At 66.2% G+C, this 22,235-nt stretch carries 24 protein-coding genes and 1 pseudogene; 15 read left to right on the top strand and 10 right to left on the bottom strand.

Annotation, left to right across the window (positions count from 1 at the left end; all coding sequences use genetic code 11):
* Nucleotide 1: 1 nt before the first annotated feature.
* Both Y900_RS14705 and Y900_RS14700 read right to left on the bottom strand, forming a co-directional pair.
* Nucleotides 2-250 (bottom strand): hypothetical protein, encoded by a 249-nt coding sequence (locus tag Y900_RS14705; RefSeq protein WP_036342815.1) that lies wholly within the window; start codon nucleotides 248-250, stop codon nucleotides 2-4.
* Nucleotides 251-296: 46 nt separating this feature from the next.
* The gene (locus tag Y900_RS14700; protein ID WP_036342814.1) at nucleotides 297-902 is read right to left on the bottom strand and encodes a helix-turn-helix domain-containing protein; all 606 of its coding nucleotides are present in this window, start codon (nucleotides 900-902) and stop codon (nucleotides 297-299) included.
* A gap of 108 nt (nucleotides 903-1,010) precedes the next feature.
* Between Y900_RS14700 and Y900_RS14695 the strand changes: the two genes are divergently transcribed.
* The 3 genes from Y900_RS14695 to Y900_RS14685 are packed head-to-tail and all read left to right on the top strand — an operon-like array spanning nucleotide 1,011 to nucleotide 4,998.
* A complete protein-coding gene (locus Y900_RS14695) occupies nucleotides 1,011-2,354 on the top strand; it encodes an NAD-dependent succinate-semialdehyde dehydrogenase (RefSeq protein ID WP_036342812.1) in 1,344 nt (447 codons plus the stop codon).
* Nucleotides 2,355-2,357: 3 nt separating this feature from the next.
* On the top strand, nucleotides 2,358-3,551 hold the full coding sequence (locus Y900_RS14690; RefSeq protein ID WP_036342811.1) for an acyl-CoA dehydrogenase family protein: 1,194 nt from the start codon (nucleotides 2,358-2,360) through the stop codon (nucleotides 3,549-3,551).
* 1 nt (nucleotide 3,552) lies between these two features.
* The gene (locus Y900_RS14685; protein ID WP_036342809.1) at nucleotides 3,553-4,998 is read left to right on the top strand and encodes an aldehyde dehydrogenase family protein; all 1,446 of its coding nucleotides are present in this window, start codon (nucleotides 3,553-3,555) and stop codon (nucleotides 4,996-4,998) included.
* A 54-nt stretch (nucleotides 4,999-5,052) separates the two neighbouring features.
* Here Y900_RS14685 and Y900_RS14680 read toward each other — a convergent pair whose 3' ends face one another.
* Nucleotides 5,053-6,111 (bottom strand): zinc-dependent dehydrogenase, encoded by a 1,059-nt coding sequence (locus Y900_RS14680; protein WP_036342808.1) that lies wholly within the window; start codon nucleotides 6,109-6,111, stop codon nucleotides 5,053-5,055.
* 246 nt (nucleotides 6,112-6,357) lie between these two features.
* Between Y900_RS14680 and Y900_RS14675 the strand changes: the two genes are divergently transcribed.
* On the top strand, nucleotides 6,358-8,358 hold the full coding sequence (locus Y900_RS14675; RefSeq protein WP_237752694.1) for a PTS sugar transporter subunit IIA: 2,001 nt from the start codon (nucleotides 6,358-6,360) through the stop codon (nucleotides 8,356-8,358).
* A 10-nt stretch (nucleotides 8,359-8,368) separates the two neighbouring features.
* Nucleotides 8,369-9,127 (top strand): DeoR/GlpR family DNA-binding transcription regulator, encoded by a 759-nt coding sequence (locus tag Y900_RS14670; RefSeq protein WP_036346805.1) that lies wholly within the window; start codon nucleotides 8,369-8,371, stop codon nucleotides 9,125-9,127.
* A 13-nt stretch (nucleotides 9,128-9,140) separates the two neighbouring features.
* Here Y900_RS14670 and Y900_RS14665 read toward each other — a convergent pair whose 3' ends face one another.
* Entirely contained in the window at nucleotides 9,141-9,473 is a 333-nt protein-coding gene (locus tag Y900_RS14665; RefSeq protein ID WP_036342807.1) for a hypothetical protein, read from the bottom strand.
* 197 nt (nucleotides 9,474-9,670) lie between these two features.
* On the opposite strand from Y900_RS14665, the gene Y900_RS14660 reads away from it, so the two are divergent.
* On the top strand, nucleotides 9,671-10,534 hold the full coding sequence (locus Y900_RS14660; protein ID WP_036342806.1) for an alpha/beta fold hydrolase: 864 nt from the start codon (nucleotides 9,671-9,673) through the stop codon (nucleotides 10,532-10,534).
* A 35-nt stretch (nucleotides 10,535-10,569) separates the two neighbouring features.
* Here the strand turns inward: Y900_RS14660 and Y900_RS14655 are convergent, their stop codons facing one another.
* The 6 genes and pseudogenes from Y900_RS14655 to Y900_RS14635 all read right to left on the bottom strand — a co-directional run bounded on the left by Y900_RS14655 (nucleotide 10,570) and on the right by Y900_RS14635 (nucleotide 15,792).
* The gene (locus Y900_RS14655; RefSeq protein WP_036342804.1) at nucleotides 10,570-12,036 is read right to left on the bottom strand and encodes a peptide MFS transporter; all 1,467 of its coding nucleotides are present in this window, start codon (nucleotides 12,034-12,036) and stop codon (nucleotides 10,570-10,572) included.
* A 27-nt stretch (nucleotides 12,037-12,063) separates the two neighbouring features.
* A complete protein-coding gene (locus Y900_RS33450; protein ID WP_272945552.1) occupies nucleotides 12,064-12,195 on the bottom strand; it encodes a hypothetical protein in 132 nt (43 codons plus the stop codon).
* 68 nt (nucleotides 12,196-12,263) lie between these two features.
* A pseudogene (locus Y900_RS14650) lies at nucleotides 12,264-13,013 on the bottom strand (L,D-transpeptidase); the annotation flags it as partial.
* Nucleotides 13,014-13,301: 288 nt separating this feature from the next.
* Nucleotides 13,302-14,201 carry a LysR family transcriptional regulator ArgP gene (locus Y900_RS14645; RefSeq protein ID WP_036346801.1) on the bottom strand — a complete coding sequence of 300 codons (900 nt, stop codon included), beginning with the start codon at nucleotides 14,199-14,201 and terminating at the stop codon, nucleotides 13,302-13,304.
* Nucleotides 14,198-14,470 (bottom strand): hypothetical protein, encoded by a 273-nt coding sequence (locus Y900_RS14640; RefSeq protein ID WP_036342802.1) that lies wholly within the window; start codon nucleotides 14,468-14,470, stop codon nucleotides 14,198-14,200. Before Y900_RS14640 ends, Y900_RS14645 begins: the two co-directional genes overlap by 4 nt.
* Nucleotides 14,471-14,541: 71 nt before the next feature.
* A complete protein-coding gene (locus Y900_RS14635) occupies nucleotides 14,542-15,792 on the bottom strand; it encodes a cytochrome P450 (RefSeq protein ID WP_036342801.1) in 1,251 nt (416 codons plus the stop codon).
* Nucleotides 15,793-15,878: 86 nt separating this feature from the next.
* Between Y900_RS14635 and Y900_RS30270 the strand changes: the two genes are divergently transcribed.
* The 9 genes from Y900_RS30270 (at nucleotide 15,879) to Y900_RS14590 (ending at nucleotide 22,131) form a co-directional block, all read left to right on the top strand.
* The gene (locus tag Y900_RS30270; protein WP_192827516.1) at nucleotides 15,879-16,487 is read left to right on the top strand and encodes a TetR/AcrR family transcriptional regulator; all 609 of its coding nucleotides are present in this window, start codon (nucleotides 15,879-15,881) and stop codon (nucleotides 16,485-16,487) included.
* Complete coding sequence (locus Y900_RS14625; protein ID WP_036342799.1) at nucleotides 16,487-17,290, top strand: siderophore-interacting protein; 804 nt, start codon at nucleotides 16,487-16,489, stop codon at nucleotides 17,288-17,290. Before Y900_RS30270 ends, Y900_RS14625 begins: the two co-directional genes overlap by 1 nt.
* A gap of 137 nt (nucleotides 17,291-17,427) precedes the next feature.
* On the top strand, nucleotides 17,428-17,607 hold the full coding sequence (locus Y900_RS14620) for a hypothetical protein (RefSeq protein ID WP_036342797.1): 180 nt from the start codon (nucleotides 17,428-17,430) through the stop codon (nucleotides 17,605-17,607).
* Nucleotides 17,608-17,689: 82 nt separating this feature from the next.
* Nucleotides 17,690-18,289, top strand: coding sequence for a LysE/ArgO family amino acid transporter (locus tag Y900_RS14615; RefSeq protein WP_036342795.1), 600 nt, complete (start codon nucleotides 17,690-17,692; stop codon nucleotides 18,287-18,289).
* A gap of 9 nt (nucleotides 18,290-18,298) precedes the next feature.
* Nucleotides 18,299-19,273, top strand: a complete 975-nt coding sequence (locus Y900_RS14610) for an ABC transporter substrate-binding protein (RefSeq protein ID WP_081845108.1) — start codon at nucleotides 18,299-18,301, stop codon at nucleotides 19,271-19,273.
* A 23-nt stretch (nucleotides 19,274-19,296) separates the two neighbouring features.
* The gene (locus Y900_RS14605; protein WP_036342793.1) at nucleotides 19,297-20,013 is read left to right on the top strand and encodes a queuosine precursor transporter; all 717 of its coding nucleotides are present in this window, start codon (nucleotides 19,297-19,299) and stop codon (nucleotides 20,011-20,013) included.
* Between the two features lie 24 nt (nucleotides 20,014-20,037).
* Nucleotides 20,038-20,679, top strand: a complete 642-nt coding sequence (locus Y900_RS14600) for a 5-oxoprolinase subunit B family protein (RefSeq protein ID WP_036342791.1) — start codon at nucleotides 20,038-20,040, stop codon at nucleotides 20,677-20,679.
* Nucleotides 20,676-21,569 (top strand): 5-oxoprolinase/urea amidolyase family protein, encoded by an 894-nt coding sequence (locus tag Y900_RS14595; protein WP_036342789.1) that lies wholly within the window; start codon nucleotides 20,676-20,678, stop codon nucleotides 21,567-21,569. The genes Y900_RS14600 and Y900_RS14595 overlap by 4 nt, the downstream gene beginning before the upstream one ends.
* A gap of 10 nt (nucleotides 21,570-21,579) precedes the next feature.
* A complete protein-coding gene (locus tag Y900_RS14590) occupies nucleotides 21,580-22,131 on the top strand; it encodes a GNAT family N-acetyltransferase (protein WP_036342787.1) in 552 nt (183 codons plus the stop codon).
* The last annotated feature ends 104 nt before the right edge of the window (nucleotides 22,132-22,235 follow it).

Below are 22,235 nucleotides of genomic sequence, written 5' to 3'. Positions count from 1 at the left end.
TTTACTCCGAGGCGATCTGGTGGCTGTCCACGAACACCAGGGTGCCGGCATCGGTGAGAACCGCCCAGCGCCGCGCCGCATCCGAGATGTGCACGTCCCCGACATCGACCGCGTGGCCGGCCAGGTCGCCGAAATCCTCGACCACGACGCCCCGTACTTCGTCGTCGGTGTCGGCATAGACACGGACGCGCTGATCAACGGCGATCTTCTCGTCGCCCTCAGCCCGCTTTCCCGCTGACTTCTTGACCACCCAAATACCTTCCCCGGCACCACACTGTCTGGTCAGTAGAGCACGTTCAGGCCCGATTCGGGTCCGAATTCCGTGGGATCGGTGGCGTGATCGACCACAATACCTCGCTGACATCTGGTCCCGGGTTGTCCCAGGAATGCGCCGCCTTCGCCGAGAAGGTATAGCAGTCGCCGGTTTTGAGGACCGATTCCTGGCCGTCGACCGTCAAGCGCAGGCACCCGCGCAGCACGAAGACGAAGATGGTTTCGGACTCCAGCGTGTACGCCCCGCCCGTCCCGCCGCCGGGATGCAGCACCGTCCGCATCACCTGCAGATTGCGTTCGGTTTCCGGCGTCAGCAGATACTCGCGGATTCCGCTGCCGCCCATCTCTACTGGGGCACCACCGCCGCGCACGACCGGCGAATCCGGATAGTCGAACAGCGAACCCACTGAGACACTGAGGGTTTCGCACACGCGGAGCAGGTTGGGCACCGAAATAGTGGTCTGACCGCGTTCCAAGAGACTCAAGAAACCTTTGGTCAGACCGGCTGAGGAGGCGACCGCTTCCAAGGTCAGCGCACGCTCTTTGCGGAGCTCGCGCAGCTTCGGGCCCAGCCTGGTCATCCAGCCGTCGACCCCCGCGAGAAACTCGACGCCGGTGCCCTCCTGCATCGGGACACCTCACTTCGGCGGACGGCCAGTCACCCTGCCCTTGTGGCATGGGAGTTTAGCGGTATATAACTTCGAAAGTTTTACACCACTAAACCCTGAGGACGAAGCATGAGTCTGTACGCGGTGGTCGACCCGAAATCCGGTGAAGTCGTGCGGGAGTACCCGACGGCGACCGACGAACAGATAGAAGAGGCGCTGGCTTCGGCCGCCGCGGCGTTTCGGAACTGGTCGAAGACCTCCACGCTGGCCGACCGGACGGCTCTGATCCGCCGGGTGGCCGCACTGCACACCGAGCGTCGCGAGAAGCTGGCCGAGATCATCAACCGCGAGATGGGCAAGCCGCTGGACCAGGCCCTCGGCGAGGTCGACTTCAGCGCGGCGATCTACGAGTACTACGCCGACAACGCCGAGAAGTTCCTCGCCGACGAGCCGATCGAACTGCTCGACGGCGACGGCAGCGCGGTGATAAAGCGCGGCCCGGTGGGCGTCCTGCTGGGCATCATGCCGTGGAACTACCCGTACTACCAGGTCGCACGCTTCGCGGGACCGAACCTCACGTTGGGCAACACGATCGTGCTCAAGCACGCCCCGCAGTGCCCGGAGTCCGCCGAGGCCATCCAGCAGATCTTCGACGACGCCGGCTACCCGGCCGGTGCCTACGTCAACGTGTATGCGACCAACGAGCAGATCGCCGATGCCATCGCCGACCCGCGGGTGCAGGGCGTGTCCCTGACCGGTTCCGAGCGTGCCGGTGCCGCGGTCGCCGAGATCGCCGGGCGCAACCTGAAGAAGGTGGTCTTGGAGCTCGGTGGGTCGGATCCGTTCATCGTGCTGTCCAGCGACGACCTGGACGCAACCGTCGAGGCCGCGATGGCGGGCCGCTTCGAGAACACCGGTCAGGCCTGCAACGCGGCCAAGCGGTTCATCGTCTCAGCCGACCTCTACGACGACTTCCTGGACAAGTTCACCAAGAAGGTGGTCGAAGCGGCCGACGGGCTGGCGCCACTGTCGTCGTTGGGTGCGGCCCAGCGGCTGGCCGAGCAGATCGATCGCGCGGTGGCCGACGGCGCCAACCTGGTCTCCGAAGGCAAGCGCGACGGTGCCTACTTCCCGCCTGGCGTACTGACCGGTGTCACCCCCGATTCGGCGACCTATCGCGAAGAGCTGTTCGGCCCGGTGGCGATGGTGTTCAAGGTCGGCTCCGAGGACGAGGCCGTGGAGCTCGCCAACGACATCCCGTTCGGGCTCGGGTCCTACGTATTCACCACGGATGAAGAGCAGGCCAAACGGGTAGCCGACAAGATCGACGCCGGAATGGTGTTCGTGAACGTGGTAGGCGCCGATGGTGTCGAGCTGCCGTTCGGCGGGGTGAAGCGCTCCGGCTTCGGACGCGAACTGGGCCGCTTCGGCATCGACGAGTTCGTCAACAAGAAACTGATCCGGATCGGATAACCCATGAGCACCACGACCGCCCCGGCCGAGAAGGACACGTACACCCCGCTGGAGCTGTTCGCGACCGACCGGTTGCTCGACTCCGACGAGCGGGACATCGCGGCCACCGTCCGCAAGTTCGTCGACACCCGGCTTCGGCCCAACGTCGAGGACTGGTTCGAATCCGCAACCCTGCCAAAAGAACTAGGCAAAGAGTTCGGCGAAATGGGTTTGTTGGGCATGCACCTGCAGGGCTACGGCTGCGCAGGGACCAATGCCGTCAGCTACGGCCTGGCATGCATGGAGCTCGAGGCCGGTGACAGCGGGTTCCGCAGTTTCGTGTCGGTGCAGGGCTCGCTGTCGATGTTCTCGATCTACCGGTACGGCTCCGAGGAGCAGAAGAACGAGTGGCTGCCCCGGCTGGCCACCGGCGAGGCGATCGGGTGCTTCGGCCTGACCGAGCCGGACTTCGGTTCCAACCCCGCCGGGATGCGCACCCGCGCAAGGCGCGACGGAAGCGATTGGGTACTCGACGGCACCAAGATGTGGATCACCAACGGCAATCTCGCCGACGTGGCCACGGTGTGGGCGCAGACCGACGACGGTGTTCGGGGATTCCTGGTACCGACGGATACTCCCGGGTTCACGGCCAACGTCATTCACAAGAAGCTGTCGCTGCGGGCCTCGGTCACCTCCGAACTGGTGCTCGACAACGTGCGGCTGCCGGCGTCGGCTCAGCTGCCGGAGGCCACCGGCCTGGGTGCGCCCCTGTCGTGCCTCAACGAGGCCCGGTTCGGGATCGTGTTCGGCGCGTTGGGAGCGGCACGCGACAGCCTGGAGACCGCGATCGCCTATGCGCGTGAGCGTGAGGTCTTCGACCGGCCGCTGTCGAGTTTCCAGCTGTCGCAGGAGAAGCTGGCCAACATGACCCTCGAGTTGGGCAAGGGCATGCTGTTGGCCGTTCACCTCGGCCGGATGAAAGACGCCGAAGGGGTACGCCCCGAGCAGATCAGCCTCGGCAAGCTCAACAACGTTCGGGAGGCGCTGGCGATCGCGCGGGAATGCCGAACCCTGTTGGGCGGTAGCGGGATCACGCTGGAGTATTCACCGCTGCGGCATGCGAACAATCTCGAGTCGGTGCTCACCTATGAGGGCACGTCCGAGATGCACCTGCTGTCGATCGGTCGTGCACTGACCGGCCAGGCTGCGTTCCGCTGAGGTGACCGACGCGACCGAACTGCGGCATCTGATCGCCGGAGAATGGCACGCCGGCCACGGCGAGGCCATCAGCAGTGTCAACCCGACCCGGCCCAGTGTGGTTGTTGCCGAGGGACTTTGCGCAACAGCGGCCGATGTCGACAGTGCCGTCGGCGCGGCAGGTGAGGCGCTGAAGGGCTGGGCCCGCACACCGATCCATGAGCGCGGCGCCATCCTGCTGGCGGCGGCTGCGGTGGTCGAGCGCAACGCCGGGGCGTGGGGTCTCGAACTCGCGACCGAGGAGGGCAAGACCACGGCCGAGGGTATCGGCGAGGTTCGCCGGGCTGCCCAGATCATGCGCTATTACGGCAATGAAGGCGATCGCCAAGCCGGCGAGATCTTCGCCTCGCCGCGGGCGGGTGAGCAGATCCTCGTGACCCGCAAGCCGGTCGGCGTCGTCGCCGTCATCACCCCGTTCAACTTCCCCATCGCGATCCCGGCCTGGAAGATCGCGCCTGCTTTGGTCTACGGCAACACCGTGGTGTGGAAGCCGGCGACCACCGTTCCGCTGCTGGCGATCAGGCTCGCGGAGGCATTCACAGCGTCGGGCCTTCCGCCGGGTGTGCTCAACCTGGTGATCGGCGAGTCTCCGATCGGTGAGGCGCTGGTCGAACACCCAGACCTCGCCGCGATAAGCTTCACCGGCTCGACCGCAGTGGGCCGCCGCATCGCCGCCACTGCCGCAGCCCGGGGCGTGCCGGTCCAGGCCGAGATGGGCGGAAAGAACGCGGCCGTGGTCCTCGACGACGCGGACATCGAGCTCGCGATGGACCAGGTGATGCTGGGCGCATTCCGCTCCGCTGGCCAAAAATGCACAGCCACATCACGATTGATTGTCACCGAGGGAATCGCCGACCAGTTTCTCACTGAGCTGGCGACCCGGGTCGACGCGCTGGTGGTCGGCGATCCGACCGACGAGGCGACGCAGATGGGACCGGTGATCACCGGTGCCGCGCAGCGGAACATCTACGGCGACCTCGGTACCGCGATGGCGCAGGACGCCGAGGTGCTCGCCGGCGGCGAGCCCTACTTCAAAGGCCTGTTGGCGGAAGGCTTTTTCGTCGCACCCACGCTGGTGGAGCTGACGGCACCGGCCGACATCTGGTCTGAGGAACTGTTCGGCCCGGTGCTGACGGCGCGACGCGCCACGGATGCCGACGAGGCGTTCGCATTGGCCAACGACAGCGAATTCGGGCTATCGGCAGCCGTTTTCACTCAAGACCTGACCCGTGCACTCCACGCCGTCGAGCACATCGACGTCGGGGTTCTGCACATCAACTCGGAATCGGCGGGCGCGGATCCGCATGTGCCGTTCGGCGGGGCGAAGAAGAGCGGACTCGGCCCCAAAGAGCAGGGCACCGCAGCGCGCGAGTTCTTCACCCACACCACCACCGTGTATCTGCGCTGAGGTCGCACAGTCCCGCGAATTCTCGAGCGTCGGTACTCACTCACGCCCAGTGCCCTACGGCTCGACGGTGACCTTGATCGCCTCACCGCTTTTGACGATGTCGAACGCCTCGAGCACGTTGTCGAGCGAAATATGCCGAGTAATCAAGTCTTTGACGGGGACCTGTCCGGTGGAGATGTATTCGAGCGCACGCTTGTTGTGCTCGGGCGCCGAGCCGTTCGCGCCGTGGATGTGCAGCTGGCGGTAGTGCACGACGTTGGAGTCGCAGGTGATCGTCGGGTTGGTCTTGGGGAGGCCGCCGAAGAAGGAGATGCGCCCGTTGCGCGCGGCCATCGCGATCGCCTGCTCCTGCGTGATGTTGGCGGCAGTCGCGGTGATGATCACGTCTGCACCCCGGCCGCCGGTCAGCTCCATGACCTTGGCGACGACGTCGACGTCGGCGGCATTGATGACCTCGTCGGGATGGACGGCGTCGGCCGACATCGCCAGGCGGCTGTCGTTGACGTCGACGAGATACACCGGTCCGCACTTGTGCACGCCGCGGGCGATCCGGATGTGCATGCAGCCGATCGGGCCCGCACCGAAGACGACGACGGTGTCACCCTCCTCGATGCCGAGTAGTTCCTGGGCGTTGATGGCGCACGCAAAGGGCTCGGCGGCGGACGCCTCGTCAAAGCCGACGTTGTCGGGAATCCGGTTCAGCCCATCGACAGCCAGGACCTGCTTGGGCACGATCATGTACTCGGCGAAACCACCGTCGTACTGGTAGCCGACCGACGTCTGGTTCTGGCACACCGCCATCCAGCCCTTGCGACATTCATGACAGTGCCCGCACGGGACCGCGGCGATGACCTGCACCCGGTCGCCGATCTGCCAGTCGCTGCCGTATGTCTGGTTGACCTCGGCCCCGACCTCGACGACCTCGCCGGCGATCTCGTGGCCGATCGTCCGAGGCGGCGTCAGGTTCTGGTGGCCGTTGTGGAAGATCTTGACGTCGGTACCGCACGTGGAGCAGTTGCGGACCCGGATCTTGACCTCATCAGGCCCGCAGGTGGGCTCCGGGACGTCCTCCAGCCGGACATCCTCGGGTGCGTAGAAGCGCAGGGCTTTCATGGCGATCGTCCTTCCTCCGGGTGAGCCGACCCACACTCTATCGGTATTCCGGGCACAAAACCACAGTAATAGCTGCCCGTTTATGACCGAATGCTTGCATTCCTGCCCGCATGTGCGTTTTACTGGTCATCAGATGTGATCGGCATCACCGAAAAGAATCGGAGGCACCGAGTGTCCACCACCGAGACCAAACCGCGGACCGGGGCACGGGTTCATGTTCAGAAGCTGGGCACGTCGCTGTCGAACATGGTCATGCCCAATATCGGCGCTTTCATCGCCTGGGGCCTGATCACCGCACTGTTCATCAAGGCCGGGTGGCTGACCGGGATCTTCCCGGGACTGCGCGACCCGGGCGGTTGGGTGGCCAAGATCGGCGGCTGGGGTGACTTCGCCTCCGGCGGCATCGTCGCGCCGATGATCACCTACCTGCTGCCGATCCTGATCGGAGCCACCGGCGGCCGGATGGTGTACGGAATCCGCGGTGGCGTGGTCGGCGCGATCGCGACGATGGGCGTGATCGCCGGCACCGACATCCCCATGTTCCTCGGCGCGATGATGATGGGGCCACTCGGCGGTTGGGCGATGAAGAAGGTCGACGCCATCTGGGACGGCAAGGTGCGGCCAGGCTTCGAAATGCTCATCGACAACTTCTCGGCCGGCATCGTCGGGTTGATCCTGGCCACCTTCGGGTTCTTCGGAATCGGCCCGATCGTGTCGGGCTTCAGCCACGGCGCCGGTCGGGTGGTGGACTTCCTCGTTGCCCACGACCTGTTGCCGCTGACGTCGATCTTCATCGAGCCGGCCAAGGTGCTGTTCCTCAACAACGCGATCAATCACGGGGTGCTCACTCCGCTGGGTACCACCCAGGCGCTGCAAACCGGCAAATCCGTGTTGTTCCTCCTGGAGGCCAATCCCGGACCGGGACTGGGAATCCTGCTGGCGTTCATGGCATTCGGTCGAGGTGCCGCCAAAGCGTCGGCACCGGGCGCGGCGATCATCCAGTTCTTCGGCGGCATCCACGAGATCTATTTCCCGTACGTGCTGATGAAGCCGAAGCTGATCGCGGCCACCATCTTGGGCGGCATGACGGGCATCTTCATCAATGTTCTCTTCGGATCCGGCTTGCGCGCGCCGGCGGCGCCCGGTTCCATCATCGCTGTCTACGCCCAAACCGCCTCGGGCAGCTTCCTCGGAGTCACGCTGTCGGTATTAGGCGCCGCCGCAGTCTCATTCGCGGTGGCCGCGCTCCTGCTGAAGACCGACCGCTCTGACGACGACGGAGACCTGGCCGCCGCGACCGCCGGCATGGAGGCCCTCAAAGGTAAGAAGTCCAGCGTGTCCTCGGCACTTGTCGGCTCCGCCGACGGGGCCGCACTTGTCGGCTCCGCCGACGGGGCCGCACTTGTCGGCTCCGCCGACGGGGCCGCACTTGTCGGCTCCGCCGACGGGGCCGCACTTGTCGGCTCCGCCGACGGGAGCCCGATCACCCGCATCGTGTTCGCGTGCGATGCAGGCATGGGATCCTCCGCGATGGGAGCCTCGGTGCTGCGCAGGAAAATTCAGGGCGCCGGTTTCACCGACGTGAAGGTGACCAACCAGGCGATCTCGAATCTCACCGACGACTACGGGCTGGTGGTCACCCATCGGGACCTCACCGATCGCGCCCGTCAAAAGACACCATCGGCCACCCACGTCTCGGTCGACAACTTCATGAACGCCCCGCAGTACGACGAGATCGTGGAACTGCTCGGGTCGGCCAACGGCGCAGGTGCGGGCGCACCCACCGTGGCAGAACCCGCCGCCGATGCACCCGACGAAGATGTGCTGGCCGCCGAGTCGATCGTGCTGGCCGGCACCGCCACCACGCGGGACGGGGCGATCAGCGAGGCAGGCCGGTTGCTGGTGGCCTGCGGCGCGGTCGAGCCGTCCTATGTGCATGCGATGCATGAGCGGGAAGGTTCGGTGTCGACCTACATGGGCAACGGCCTGGCGATCCCGCACGGCACCAACGAGGCGAAGGACGCCATCCGTCGCACCGGGATCTCGTTCGTGCGCTACGCCCAACCGATCGACTGGAACGGCAAGCCTGCCGAGTTCGTCGTCGGCATCGCCGGTGCGGGCAAGGACCACATGGCGTTGCTGACCAAGATCGCCGGGGTGTTCCTCAACAACGACGAGGTGGCCCGGCTTCGGGACGCCACGAGTGCCGCCGAGGTCCGGGCGGTGCTCGGCGGCAACGGCGGGTGAGAATACCGAGGTGGATTCGGACACCCGCCAAGGCCGCATAGTCGAGTTCGCCCGCACCAGGGGGCGAGTCGAGGTGGCGGCGCTGGCCGAGGAACTCGACGTCGCGGCCGAGACGATCCGCCGCGACCTGAAGGTGCTCGCCGGCCGCCGGATCCTCAAACGCGTGCATGGCGGCGCCATACCGCTGGAGACCGCGGCATTCGAATCGACAGTCGAATACCGCAGCCAGGTGGACCTCGCCGAGAAGCACCGGATCGCCGGCGCTGCCATCGAGGTGTTGCACGGAGCCGAAACGGTGTACCTGGACGAGGGTTTCACGCCCCGGCTCATCGCCGAACGGCTTGCCGATCAAGAGCTCACCGTGGTGACCTCCTCACTGCTGGCCGCCGAGGCGCTGGCCCACAGTGAGTCGGTGACGGTCCTGCTGCTCGGTGGCCGGATGCGCGGCCGCACGCTGGCGACGGTGGACCATTGGGCTACCGACATGCTCGGCAGCCTGGTGATCGACGTCGCTTACCTTGGCACGAACGGTATTTCGCCCGAGCATGGCCTCACCACCCCTGATCCGGCCGTCGCGGCGGTTAAACACATGGCAGTCAAAGTCGCCCGTCGCCGGGTTCTGGTGGCCGCGCACACGAAATTCGGTGTCAGCAGCTTCTGCCGGTTCGCCGACGTGGCCGACTTCGACTCGATCGTGACAGGCACAGAGCTGCCCGCCGCCGATGCCCGCCGGTATGAGGCGATGGGGCCTGCCGTCGTGCGAACCTGACTCGCACGAAAGGCTATGCCTCACCGCCGAGTTCATTCTGGCTCCGCTCGGCATCAGCCTGGTCCTGAGTCATTTCGGACTGGTCCAGCCACTTCTGCACATCACCGCCGAGGCGGTCGGCGGAAAGGTTCGCGAAGTCCAGAGCGAGCACCGCCATGGCCGCCAGCACCTGCATGCCCCGCCCACTCCGGTGGATTTCGGTCATCAGTTCGCCCAGTGAGTGGTTATCGTCGTCGCACAGTGCGGAGAGGTACCGCCGTGCGTCGGCGAACTCCCGGTCGACGTGCCCCGCCCGTCTACGGAAATCGTCCACCGAAGGCGGCTTGTCGGGCGGTTCGATGCTCATGCGCGCGCCTTCCGGTGGTAGGTCAGCCGCCCATCCCCCGGTCACCACGCGGCCCTACAACTAGCAAAACCCTAGCCGCTGATCTACACCGGCCGAGGCCGTTCGGCCTGGAAACAAAGCATTCTGACCGCGCTGCATTCGACGACGGAGCTTGGTTACGGTACCGTAGGTTACCAGTGGGTAACTTAGGAGGTTTCATGACTGAGCTCAAGTACGTGCGGTTGCACGGCGAACTCGTCGCCTACCAGGACAGCGGGCACGGCCCCACCCTGGTGATGCTGCACGGGATCGGCAGTAGTTCACGCACATGGCGCGCGGTTACACCCCAGCTCTCCGAACGTTTCCGGGTGGTGGCACCGGACTTGCTCGGCCACGGCCAGTCAGCGAAGCCGCGGACCGACTACTCGCTGGGCGCCTTCGCGGTGTGGTTGCGAAACTTCCTCGACGAGTTGGCGATTCCTCGGGCGACGATAGTGGGGCACTCCCTCGGCGGGGGCATCGGCATGCAGTTCGTGCACCAACATCCCGAATACTGTGAACGGCTGTCGCTGATCGCCAGTGGTGGACTCGGGGCCGAGGTGGGCCTGAGTTTGCGGCTGCTCGCCTCGCCGGCCGCCGAACTCATCGCACCGTTGATCGCGCCGAAATCGGTGGTTGCTGTTGGTAATCGGCTGCTGAATCGTTTGGACTCGGTTCGGCCACCACAGATGGCGACGGTCGAGACGTGGGAAGCCTATGCCTCGCTGTCGGATCGCCCTACCCGCCAAGCATTTCTGCGTACGCTGCGCTCGGTGGTCGACTACCGCGGACAGGCGGTCAATGCTCGGTCGCGGTTGGATGTCACCCACGGACTGCCCGTCTCACTGGTGTGGGGCGAGCAGGACCCGATCATTCCCGTCGCCCACGCTCGGGCCGCGCACGACGCTCTCCCCGGCAGCCGGCTGCTGATCCTTCCCGGCGTCGGGCACACACCGCAACTCGAAGCGCCTGCGGCCGTTGCTGACTCACTCGAGGCCTTCGTCAACGAGACGGCGCCGTGGACACCGATGGCGACGGCGTGACGTCCTAGTCGCACGGCTGCTGCTCGAGGCGAACCTTAGTGGACGCCCTCCATCAGACGGCTCACCCGGGGCGCGAACGTCCATACGATGACCCCGACCCCGACCGCGACGGCACCGAGGATGCCGAAGTATGCCAACTCGCGGTCCGGGTGGTAGTACCCCGAGAGCACCCCCGACATCGACGTGCCCAGGCCGACCGAGAAGAAGTACAGCGCCATCATCTGCGCCCGAAATGCGTTGGGAGCCAACTGTGTCGTCACCGACAGGCCGATCGGCGACAGCATCAGCTCGGATATCGCGAAGACGGCCATGATCGCCGCCACGAACAGCGCGGGCACGCTGCGTCCGGTCGTTCCGGCCATCGGCAGGAACAGCAGGAACGCCACGCCCATGCCGATGACGCCGTAGGCGAACTTGCGTGGGGTGGTGGGTGCGCGTCGGCCCAACTTGGTCCACATCGCCGCGAACGCCGGTGACAGCAGGATGATCCACACCGGTTCGATCGAGCCGATCCAGTTCGACGGTGCCCGCCAACCGAAGATCGACCAGTTCATCCGCTCGTCGGAGTACACCGCGAGCACGGTGAAGATCTGCTGGAACAGCGACCAGAACACCGCGTTGGCGATGAACAGCGGGATGAAGGCCCGCACTCGCGTGCGCTCCAGTGGTTCGACACGAGGGCTGCGCAGCATCACCGCGAAGTAGGCGATCGAGGCGACGACCAGAATTCCGGTGGTCACCTGGGAGAGGTTGGCGAGGGTGATCAGACCGAAGACGAAGGCGACGACGACCACCACCACGACTGCTGCGGCAATGCTCGCGGTGCGCACGAACTGACTGCGGGACAGCGGATTCGGTGGAGTCCGGCCGTGGCTACCGAGATTGCGCCGGAATACCACATACTGGGTCAGGCCCAGCGCCATGCCGACGGCCGCGGCGCCGAACCCGTAGTGGAAACCCACTTTGGTCTGCAGGAGGCCGGTGATCAACGGGCCTACGAACGAACCCAGGTTGATACCGAGATAGAACAGTGTGAATCCGCCGTCGCGACGGGGGTCGCCGTCGTCATAGAGCGTGCCCAGCAGCGACGAGGCGTTCGCTTTGAGCGCGCCGGAGCCCAGCGCGATCAGTATCAGACCGACGCCGACACCCGTGAGCCCGGGCAGCACCGCCAGTGCGATGTGGCCGAACATGACCACGACGCCGCCGTAGAGCACCGTCCGCTCCATGCCGAGCAACCGGTCGGCCACCCAGCCCCCCAGGACTGTGGACAGATACACCAGGCCGCCATACGCCCCGACGACGCCGGTCGCGGTGGCCTTGGGCAGGCCGAGACCGCCCTCGGTAAGTGAGTAGTACAGGTAATACCCGAGAATCGTGAGCATCCCGTAGTAGGAGAAGCGCTCCCATAACTCGACGCCGAAGAGGTTGGCCAGACCGACCGGGTGCCCGAAGAATGTTCGTTGCGCGGGCGCGTTCTCGGTTCCGACGGCATCGGCCATGGATTTCACCCTGCCATATCCGGGCCGTCACCAGAGCAGGATGACGGTCTCCGGCTCACGCTCGTCGTCCTCGCCGGCCGGGTCGCGATGACCGGCCACACGGGCCAGCGGCAACTCGACGACGTTGGCGAGGCGCGGCTCCGGGTGCGGGATTGTCACGCCCCCAGTCTCGTGCGACGGACATTCCGTGTCACGAGTAGTCGCTACCCGAAACCGCACCACGCCGGCTAAGCCCACTGATCCCACGGGACGCTCCAGTCCCCGTTCTGCCACAGCTGGAGCGGCTTGCCTCCGGTGTTGCGCACTTCGACGACATCACCGGGCACCGAGAAGTTGTAGAACCAGATTGCATTGTCGCGGTTGAGGTTCAGACAACCATGGCTGGTGTCGGTGTTGCCCTGCGCCCAAACTGTGGCGTCCAGCTCGTGCAGATACACGCCGTCGGTGCTGATGCGCACCGCGTACGGGATCGACTCCTTGTAGCCGAGATGGGAGTTGATCGGCAGGCCGTACGTGGACGAATCCATCACCACCGGATTGCTCTTGTCCAGAACGGTGTAGACGCCGGGCTGGGTCCAGAAGCTCAACGTGGTGTTCCCGACTTTCTCGGTGCCCCCGCGGCCCATCGAAGTCGGCATGGTCCGGACCAGCTTCCCCCCGTCGAACACCGTCACTTGCTTGGTCGCGTCATCGGCGATCGAGATGTGCGAGGCACCGATGGTGAACGAGACAGGCGCGCCTGGACCGGGAGTGACGGTGACCACAGTGCCCGGCGCGTAGTACTGCGGCGGCCGCCAGTGCATGGTGCGGTCGTCGACCCAGTGCCACGCGCCGGCAACCGGAGGCGAGGTGTCGACCTGCAGTGCCTGCTCGGCCAGACCGCGGTCTCCGACGGGAGCTTCAAAATGCGCGACGATCACGGTGCCGATGCCGTAGGTGCCGCCGTTGTGCAGCGGCGCATTCGAGGTGGTGGTGAACGCCACCGGCGGCAGGACATCGTCGGCGTGCGCTACGACGGCCGGACCCGCCTGAACAGCCATCAGAACCAACACCACCGACAGCAGAACTCGCGCCCTGCGACCAACTACAGCCATTCACATCTCCACGATCTCTTGCCCAACCGATCAATCATGGTGCATCAGTGCCATTCTGCCCAGTTGCGCTGCTAGCCGGGTTCGGCGGAGGTCGGCGCGGTGGTGATCTGCGGCGTGACGGCCGGCGGACCTGGCGACGGCAAACCGTTGTGGAGTGAGTGTGATCGCCTGTCAGCCCCGGCGCAGTGCGTCGGCGGCGGCCAGTACGGTCGTGGTCAGGGACTTCATCAGGGGGCTGTCGAGCTTCCAGCACTGCCAGAACAGCGGGACGTCGAGGTGGACATCGCTGACCTGGACGAACGAGCCGTCGGCGAGCGCCTGTGCCGCCGACTGCTCGGGATACATGCCCCACCCGAGGCCGGCGTGTACCGCGGCACCGAAGCCCTCCGCGGTCGGCACGTATGTGACCGGACGTTCGACAGGCCGACCGAATGCCTTGCGCACCAGCATATTCTGCAGTGCATCGTCGCGATTCCATGCGAGGGACGATGACGACTTCACCGCCTCGAAAGTGAAACCTGCTGGGAAATACCGCTTTACGTAGTCAGCACTGGCCACCGGCAGGTACCGCATTACGCCCAGCGGATGGACCCGGCAGCCGGGTACCGGGGCGCGCTCGGTGGTGACCGCACCCATGACGACGCCCTCTCGCAACAGCCGGGCGGAGTGGTCCTGGTCTTCGATGCGGATGTCGAACAACACATCGGGCAGCTCGGACAACACCCGGACGAACCACGTCGCCATGGAGTCGGCGTTGACCGCCATCGCGATCCGCGGGCGCGGTGCGGCCTCCCCGCCGCCGGCCATCTCGGCGATGGCCTCGGCCTCCAACATCGCGGTCTGCGCGGCCAGCCGAAGCAGCGGTGTCCCGGCCAGCGTTGCCACACAGGGCTTTCCGCGGACCACCAGCACCTGCCCCACCTGCTTTTCCAGCGCTTTTATGCGCTGGCTGACCGCCGACGGCGTGACATGCAACCGATCGGCCGCCGCCTCGAAACTGCCGAGTTCGACTATCGCGGCGAAGGCCGCGAGTTGGCCCGCATCCAGGCGAGCCTCACCGGCGGCGCTCAGTAGCAGGGATCCGAACCGGGGGTGTAGTACGGGACACCCTGCGGCGTGTAACACGGCGGCTGCCCCGAGGCCGCCTGCGCCGCAGCGTCGTCGCCAGAGGCCACCGCGCCCGCGACGGCGACATCACCGGCGACGTTCGTGCACCCGCCGACATTCACATGACGTCCTCCGGCGTCTCCGCACACGTCGGCGTGTGCACCGGGTGCCACGGCCACCGGTACAACAGCCAGTGCCATGGCGCTCAACAGCGCCGCTGCCAGCTTCTTCATCGTGAGTACTTCCCCTCGTGCGACCGACTCACCGGCAATTATCGCCGTTGGCGGGGGTCACCGCGGAGAAATCACCGCAAGGAGTATCGGATCGGCAAGTGCTTGACACCGCCGACGAAGGTGGTGGCCATGAGTTCGGGTTCGCCCGCGAGTTCGATGGACTTGATACGCGGGACGAGTTCGGTGAAGAAGCTGTTCATCTCCATGCGGGCCAGCGCTGCGCCCAGGCAGAAGTGCACGCCGTAGCCGAAGGACAGGTGCTTGTTGGGGTCGCGGCCGACGTCGAAGCGCATCGGGTCGGCGAAGACTTCTTCGTCGCGGTTGGCCGAGACATAGGACAGCAGTACGGCTTCGCCCTTGGCGATGGGGACACCGCGGACCTCGGTGTCGGCCTGGGCGGTGCGCATGAACTCCTTGACCGGAACGATGCAGCGGATCATCTCCTCGACCGCGGTGCCCATCAGGGACGGATCGTTCTGCAACCGCTGGAGCTCACCCGGGTTGCGGATGAGTTCCAGTAGCCCGCCGGCGATTCCGGCGCTGGTGGTGTCGTGGCCGGCGCTGGCGACGATGACGTAGTAGGAGGCGGTGTCCATGTCGGACAACGGTTCTCCATTGATCGTGGCGTTCGCGATCGCCGACGTCAGGTCCTCAGTGGGATGCTCGCGGCGGGAAGCGGTCAGCGCCGAGAAGTACCCGAAGAAGTCCAACAGCACCGCGATCATCGCGTCTTTGTCCTCAGCGCGTTGGAACTCGCTGTCATCGCCGCCGAACAGCTCCTGAGTGAGCTTGAGCATGCGGGGAAAGTCCGACTCCGGAAGGCCGAGCAGCGTCAGAATGACGTACAGCGGAAAGTTGACCGCGATCTCTTGGGCGAAGTCGAGCTCCGGTCCACGCTCCACCATCTGGCCGACGTACATCTTGGCCAGCTCGTCACAGCGGGCCTTCAACGCGCGCATGGCTTTTGGCCGGAACCAGTCGGCACCGATCTTGCGCAAGTCGCGGTGATGCGGGTCGTCGATGTGGATCAGCGTGCTCAGGCCTGCCCCGGCTTCCCGGTCGGCGCGCAGTTTGTCGTCGAGGTCCTGCACCACCAGGATCGGACGGGGGTCGTTGGTGAACAGGTCGTTCTGGCGCTCGATGTCCATGATGTCGGCGTGCTTGGTGATCGCCCAGAACGGCCGGTATCCCTCGACGTCCACCCACGACACGGGGGCGTGCGCGCGCAGGTGCGCGAGTGCGCCGTGGAGCCCCGCCTCGTCGGTATAGGCCTGTGGGTTGGCCAGGACGCGCGCCGCTTCATCCATGATCCGGGTCGTCATCGGTGACTCCTTGCGCCGTGCGGGTAATCTGGAACGGATTCGTTCTGGATTATGGCGCGGCCCACACGATGGGTCAAGATGGCGTCATGGTTGTCGAAGGACGCACCTACGGCGGGCTCAGTTCACTGCAGCGCTCGCAGGAGCGCCGTGCCCGGCTACTCGACGCCGCGCGCGACCTGATCGCCGAGATGGGCATCGCGCCGCTGACCGTCGACCTGGTGTGCCAGCGGGCGAGACTGAGCAAGCGCTATTTCTATGCCGAATTCAGCACGAAGGACGATCTACTGGACGCCTGTGCCGAAGACCTGTACAGCAGGCTCAAGGCTGCGATGGAGGTGGTGCTGGCCACCGTTCCCAAGCCCGAGCGCGCCCACGGTGTGCTGCGCATCGTGGTGCAGACATTGGTGGCCAGCGCAGCCGACGCGCGCCTCTACATGGAGTCGCCTGGATTCCCGCGGCTACGTCATCTCCAGCAACGGGAGATCAGTGCGTTCACCGAACGCATCGCCGCCGAAGCAATGCCGTTCGAGGGACCGCCGAAGCCGTCGGTGGACCGCCTGCTTGCGACCAGGACGATGGTCACCGCCGCCACGGAGCTCATCGCCGCCTGGTTGCACGGCGACATCGACACCGACGAACACACCCTCGTCGCCACGCTGACCGCCACCACGCTCGGAGCGGCCGGGGCGGTCTGATGAGCTTCACGCCCGCGACCGTCGTCGAGACGTTCGCACCGAACCCGCGGCTGCGTCGCGTCAGGCTGCGCGTGGACACCCCCGAATCGCTGGCCGTCGCGCCGGGCGCCGATTGCGCCGTCGGGGTGTACTTCGACGCGGCGTCCCCGAACAACGGCCGCACCTACTCCGTGCGCCGCCATGCCGGAGACCTCATCGACCTCGACATCCTGGTGCACCCCGGCGGTCCCGGCAGCGTGTGGGCGCAGACCGTCAGCGCGGGCGATCGTGTCGGCCTCGACCATGCCCGCGCGTGGTACCGGCCGCCGGCGAGTACGACGTTCCAGCTGCTGGTCGCCGACCTTGCCGGGCTACCCGCGCTCGCCCGCATCATGGCCGAGTCTGCACCGGCCGTCTCCACCACCGTGGTGGTCGAAGCACTCGACCACCACGATCTCGACTATCTGCCGACCCGGCCCGAAGTCACGCTGATACCCAGCCTGGACAGCGGCAACGGCGTCGCGGCGAGCCGGCTCGCGCAGCTGGTCCGCGACCTCGAGCTCCCGGCGGACGGCTACTGCTGGTTCGGCGGCGAGGCGGGCGCATCGCGGGAGGTCCGCAAGCATCTGCGCCGCAGCGGCTGGACCATCGACCAGTACGACGTCATGGGGTACTGGCGACAGGACTCGGCTGCCTGGGACGCGCGGTTCGCGCTGCTCGGACCTGACTTCCTTGCGATGTATCAGCAGGCGATCGCCGACGGTAAGAGCGACAAGGCGGCCGCAGAGGAGTTCGACGACGCCTTGGAGCGGGCCGGCCTCTAGCTGCACCCCGACGCCGACCCGACAATCGTGACCTCGCGCTGCTTGTGATCCGCATCACCTATTCCTAGGATGATGAACTAAGTCACATACGGAGGTGTTGGATGACGGGCATGGAACGTCCTCAAGGACCGAGAGTCGTGCCGCTCCCCCGCGCTGCCATCAACCCGCACACCGGACTGATGGCTTTCCTCATGGTCGCGATCTTCGTCGCCGGTGTCGTCGGCGTGGTCGTCGCCCTGTCGATGGGTCACGCAGCGTTCGTGCTGAGCATCGTGCTCATCGCGTTCGGACTCATCGCCGCCGCCGCCATCTGCTGACGTCACTGTCGCATTAGCGGCGCTTAACTACCGCAAGCAACTTTAGCTGGACTGTTGCGGTGGTCCTTCTTACCGTCGAGGCATGACCTCGCCGCTCATCGTCGGATTCTTGACGTCGTTCACGCTGATCGCCGCCATCGGCGCACAGAACGCGTTCGTCCTGCGCCAGGGAATCCGGCGTGAGCACGTCCTCGCTGTGGTCAGCGTGTGCGCGATCTCCGACTTGCTGCTCATCACCACCGGCATCGCGGGCATCGGTGCCATCATCACCGCGCACCCGAACACCGTCACGGTGGCCAAGATCGGCGGGGCCGCCTTCTTGTTCTGCTACGGCGCCATGGCGGCACGCCGCGCCCTGAAATCGGCCGGCATGGCGCCGGCGCAGAACGGCTCCACCCGGCTGCTCTCGGTGCTGCTGACATGCCTGGCCATGACCTTTCTCAACCCGCACGTATACCTGGACACCGTCGTGCTGCTGGGAACGTTGGCCAATCAGCACGCCGAGAGCCGGTGGTTGTTCGGCATCGGCGCGGTGACCGCCAGCGTCGTCTGGTTCTTCAGCCTGGGGTTCGGCGCGCGCCGGCTGGCCGGGTTGTTCGCCACTCCGCTGACGTGGCGGATCCTCGACGGTCTGATTGCCGCCGCAATGATTGGACTCGGCATCTCGCTGGTGGTGGGTTAATCTCGCGCCGTGAGCGCGCAGTGGACCAGGCGTGGATTCCTGGGAGCAGCCGGAGCGGCGGGGGTGCTGGTCGCGGCGGCCTGCTCGCCGAACAGATCCGGCGACGACGCCAACCCCACCTCGGTGACCATCAAGCACATCTTCGGCGAAACCACCATCACCGCACCGCCGAAACGTGTCGTCAGCGCCGGCTTCACCGAGCAGGACGATCTGCTGGCGGTCGGGGTGGTCCCCGTCGCGGTGACCAACTGGTTCGGTGACCAACCTCTCGGCGTGTGGCCGTGGGCCCGGGCCAAGCTCGGGTCGGCCCAGCCCGTTGTCCTCAACCTGGACAACGGAATTCAGGTCGACCAGATCGCGGCGCTCAAACCCGACCTGATCGTTGCCGTCAACGCCGGGCTCGACTCCGACACGTACAAAAAGCTCTCGGCGATCGCGCCGACCATCGCCCAGTCCGACGACGACGCCTTCTTCGAACCGTGGAAGGATCAGGCCACCGCGGTGGGAACCGCGGTGTTCCAGGGCAAGCAGATGAAGCAGCTGATTTCCGACGTTGACGCCAAGTTCGCCGACATCGCCAAGAACAACCCCGGTTTCAAAGACAAGAAAGCGGTGCTGCTGGCGGGCAGCTTCGCCGGTGGCACGATGACCGCGACGCTGCCCGGCTGGCGTACCGACTTCCTGACCGCGATGGGCTTCCAGATCGCGGGCAGCATCGCCGCATATGCCGTCGACGACCACAGGGCGGCCATCCCCCGCGACAAGCTCGCCGACGCCCTCGACTCGGCCGACGTGCTGATCTGGTCCACCGAGAGCGACGCGGACCAAGCTGCGCTGTCCGCCGATCCCGGGGTCGCCAAGCTGGCCACTCGGAACGTGTTCACCGGCCAGGACCTCGCCGGGGCGATCGCGTTCGCCTCGCCGCTGTCCTATCCGGTGGTGGCCGATCAGTTGCCGCCGCTGCTCTCACGCGCGCTGGCCTGACCTGCCGTGCTTGGATAGCACCTGTGACAAGCAGCCAGGCCACCGCACGCGCCGACGTTCCCACTCCCGGATTCGCACAGGTCGGTTCTCGCTACTATCCCGTCTTCGTTTCGGTCTTCACGGCTCTGGTGATCATCTCCAATGTGACCGCCACCAAGGGTGTCGCATTCGGGCCCGTCATCGGACACTGGTCGATCATCACCGACGGCGGTTTCATCGTCTTCCCGCTGACGTACGTGATCGGCGATGTGCTGTCCGAGGTGTACGGGTTCAAAGCCGCACGCCGGGCCATCATCCTCGGCTTCGCCATGAACATCCTGGCGGCGCTGGCGTTCTGGGTGACGATCTATCTCCCATCGGCCGACTTCTACACCAACCAGGAACACTTCGAAAACGTCGTCCACGCCTACACCCAGCTGATCATCGCCGGCTTGGCCGGGTTCATCGTCGGCCAGACCATCAACGCGTGGACCGTCGTCAAGATCAAAGAGCGCACCAAGGAAAAGCACCTGTGGGCGCGCCTGGTCGGCTCGACCTTCGCCGGCCAGCTCGGCGACACGCTGGTCTTCTGCAGCATCGCCGCCGGCGCCATCGGCATCACCAGCTTCGGCGACTTCGTCACCTACACCGCGCTGGGTTGGGTCTACAAGACGGCTGTGGAAGTGGTCATGCTGCCGGTGACGTACCGGGTCATCGGATACATCAAGCGCAACGAGCCGACCTACACCATGATGGTCTGATCTTCGGCAAGGGCGACAAAACTCTTGGTGTCCAACACAATTCGCGATTATGGCGACCGAGCGCTGCTGCTGGAATGCCCGTCCACCGACGCGGTGCTGGCACTGGCCGCCAGCCTGCGCGAGGCACGGTTACCCGGCGTCCTGGACATCGTGCCGACGGCCGGCACCGTGCTACTGACCCTCGCCGACCCGGCTGACCAGGCGCCGACGCGCCGGCGCCTCACCCGCCTGCGCATCGACTCCGTTGGCGTCGATCACCATCCGAGCGGCGAGGCCGACGTCACGATCGACGTGATCTACGACGGACCAGACCTCGTCGACGTCGCGACGCACACCGACATGACAACCGCCGAGGTGATCGAGGCGCACACCAGAACACCGTGGCGAGTCGGATTCGGCGGATTCGCACCGGGTTTCGCCTACCTCATCGGGGGAGACTCCCGCCTGACGGTGCCACGGCGCAGCGATCCCCGCACTGCGGTGCCTGCCGGATCGGTCGGCCTGGCAGGCGATTTCAGCGGAATCTATCCACGGTCCTCGCCCGGTGGCTGGCAGCTGATCGGACGCACCGACGCGGTGTTGTGGGACATCGGGCGCCCGCAGCCTGCGCTGCTCGTGCCCGGCATGTGGGTGCGATTCCGGGCGATCACGCCAGGTCGCCCATGATCACGCTCGAAGTCCTGCGGACCGGCCCCCTGGCGCTGCTGGAAGATCTCGGCCGGCCCGGTCTGGCGCACGTCGGGGTGACCCACTCAGGGGCGGCTGACCGTGGCGCACACCGGTTGGCCAACCGCCTGGTGGCCAACCCCGACGACCGGGCCACGGTGGAGATCACCATGGGCGGATTCGCCGCACGGGTACAGGGCGGCGACGTCGACATCGCCGTGACGGGCGCCGACGCCGATCCCGCGGTTGGTGGAATTCCTTTCGGCACCAACAGTGTTCATCGCGTCCGCGCCGGAGAAGTGGTCTCTCTCGGCGTACCGCACGCCGGCGTGCGTAGTTACCTGGCGGTGCGCGGCGGGATCGACGTCGAACCGGTGTTGGGCTCGCGCAGTTACGACACGATGTCGGGCATCGGGCCCCGACCAGTGCGCGCGGGCGACGTACTTCCGGTGGGCACCCCGAGCGGGCGGTACCCCGAGCTCGACCAGGCGCCGGTGGCCGCGATCGCCGCCGGCCGGATCGAGTTGCGCGTCGTGCCGGGACCGCGCGACAACTGGTTCGCCGTGCCGGACGCTCTGGTCCATACCGAGTGGGTCGCCACCGACCGAAGCGACCGAGTCGGCATGCGGCTGAGCGGGCTCCCCTTGACATACCGATGGCCTGACCGCCAGCTGCCCAGCGAAGGGGCCACTCGCGGCGCAATTCAGGTGCCGCCCAACGGTCAGCCGGTGATCCTGGGCCCCGATCACCCGGTGACCGGGGGCTACCCCGTCATCGGCGTGGTCACCGACGCCGATACCGACACGGTGGCGCAGATCCGGGCCGGCCAATCCGTGCGACTGCGCTGGACCGCACCCCGTATCCCAGCGGACGGCTCCCCGGACTGGTAGAGCTGAGGGTGTGCACGCGCAGGTCCACACCGCCCGGCTGATCCACACCAGCGACCTGGATGCCGCGACCCGCCTGAGCGCCCGGCAAATGCTCACCGATGCGTTCGGCGGCCCGGCCGAATTCACCGACTCGGACTGGGAACACGCGCTGGGCGGGATGCACGCGATCATCGCCCACCGCGGCGCGCTGATCGCCCACGCGTCGGTCGTTCAGCGCCGACTGCTCCACGGCGGGACGGCATTGCGCTGTGGCTACGTCGAGGCCGTCGCGGTGCGCGACGACTGGCGGGGGCAAGGACTGGCCCATGCCGTGCTCGACGCGATCGAGCAGGTGATCCGTGGCGCCTATCAAATCGGTGCCCTCAGTTCGACCCCGCTCGGCGAGACGATCTACCGGCCCCGCGGGTGGCTGCACTGGCAGGGGCCGACATCGGTGTTGGCGCCGAACGGCCCGGCTCGCACACCGGATGACGACGGTTCGATCTTCGTGCTGCCGGTCGACGTCGAGGTCGATGCCACGGCGGAACTGACGTGCGACTGGCGTCCCGGCGACGTCTGGTAAGCGCTCGATAGATAGGCAAGGGCATACAACTGGCCACCCTTGTCTTCGTCAGCTCACCGCCCAACCGACAGACATCCACGCTGGACAGCGTCGACGAGGCGGGA

Source organism: Mycolicibacterium aromaticivorans JS19b1 = JCM 16368, from assembly GCF_000559085.1.
In the GTDB taxonomy this organism is placed as follows: Bacteria; Actinomycetota; Actinomycetes; order Mycobacteriales; family Mycobacteriaceae; genus Mycobacterium; species Mycobacterium aromaticivorans.
Note: the sequence above shows the minus strand (reverse complement) of the source record. Positions and strands in the feature narration are given on the sequence as shown.

Excerpts from the sequence above, each read along its gene's own strand:
- Y900_RS14615 (WP_036342795.1), top strand. The coding sequence starts at position 17,690 with ATGACCTCGCCGCTCATCGTCGGATTCTTGACGTCGTTCACGCTGATC.
- Y900_RS14700 (WP_036342814.1), bottom strand. The coding sequence starts at position 902 with ATGCAGGAGGGCACCGGCGTCGAGTTTCTCGCGGGGGTCGACGGCTGG.
- Y900_RS14640 (WP_036342802.1), bottom strand. The coding sequence starts at position 14,470 with ATGAAGAAGCTGGCAGCGGCGCTGTTGAGCGCCATGGCACTGGCTGTT.
- Y900_RS14675 (WP_237752694.1), top strand. The coding sequence starts at position 6,358 with ATGGTCATGCCCAATATCGGCGCTTTCATCGCCTGGGGCCTGATCACC.
- Y900_RS14655 (WP_036342804.1), bottom strand. The coding sequence starts at position 12,036 with ATGGCCGATGCCGTCGGAACCGAGAACGCGCCCGCGCAACGAACATTC.
- Y900_RS14625 (WP_036342799.1), top strand. The coding sequence starts at position 16,487 with ATGAGCTTCACGCCCGCGACCGTCGTCGAGACGTTCGCACCGAACCCG.
- Y900_RS14665 (WP_036342807.1), bottom strand. The coding sequence starts at position 9,473 with ATGAGCATCGAACCGCCCGACAAGCCGCCTTCGGTGGACGATTTCCGT.
- Y900_RS14660 (WP_036342806.1), top strand. The coding sequence starts at position 9,671 with ATGACTGAGCTCAAGTACGTGCGGTTGCACGGCGAACTCGTCGCCTAC.
- Y900_RS14695 (WP_036342812.1), top strand. The coding sequence starts at position 1,011 with ATGAGTCTGTACGCGGTGGTCGACCCGAAATCCGGTGAAGTCGTGCGG.
- Y900_RS14595 (WP_036342789.1), top strand. The coding sequence starts at position 20,676 with ATGATCACGCTCGAAGTCCTGCGGACCGGCCCCCTGGCGCTGCTGGAA.
- Y900_RS30270 (WP_192827516.1), top strand. The coding sequence starts at position 15,879 with ATGGTTGTCGAAGGACGCACCTACGGCGGGCTCAGTTCACTGCAGCGC.
- Y900_RS14690 (WP_036342811.1), top strand. The coding sequence starts at position 2,358 with ATGAGCACCACGACCGCCCCGGCCGAGAAGGACACGTACACCCCGCTG.
- Y900_RS14635 (WP_036342801.1), bottom strand. The coding sequence starts at position 15,792 with ATGACGACCCGGATCATGGATGAAGCGGCGCGCGTCCTGGCCAACCCA.
- Y900_RS14680 (WP_036342808.1), bottom strand. The coding sequence starts at position 6,111 with ATGAAAGCCCTGCGCTTCTACGCACCCGAGGATGTCCGGCTGGAGGAC.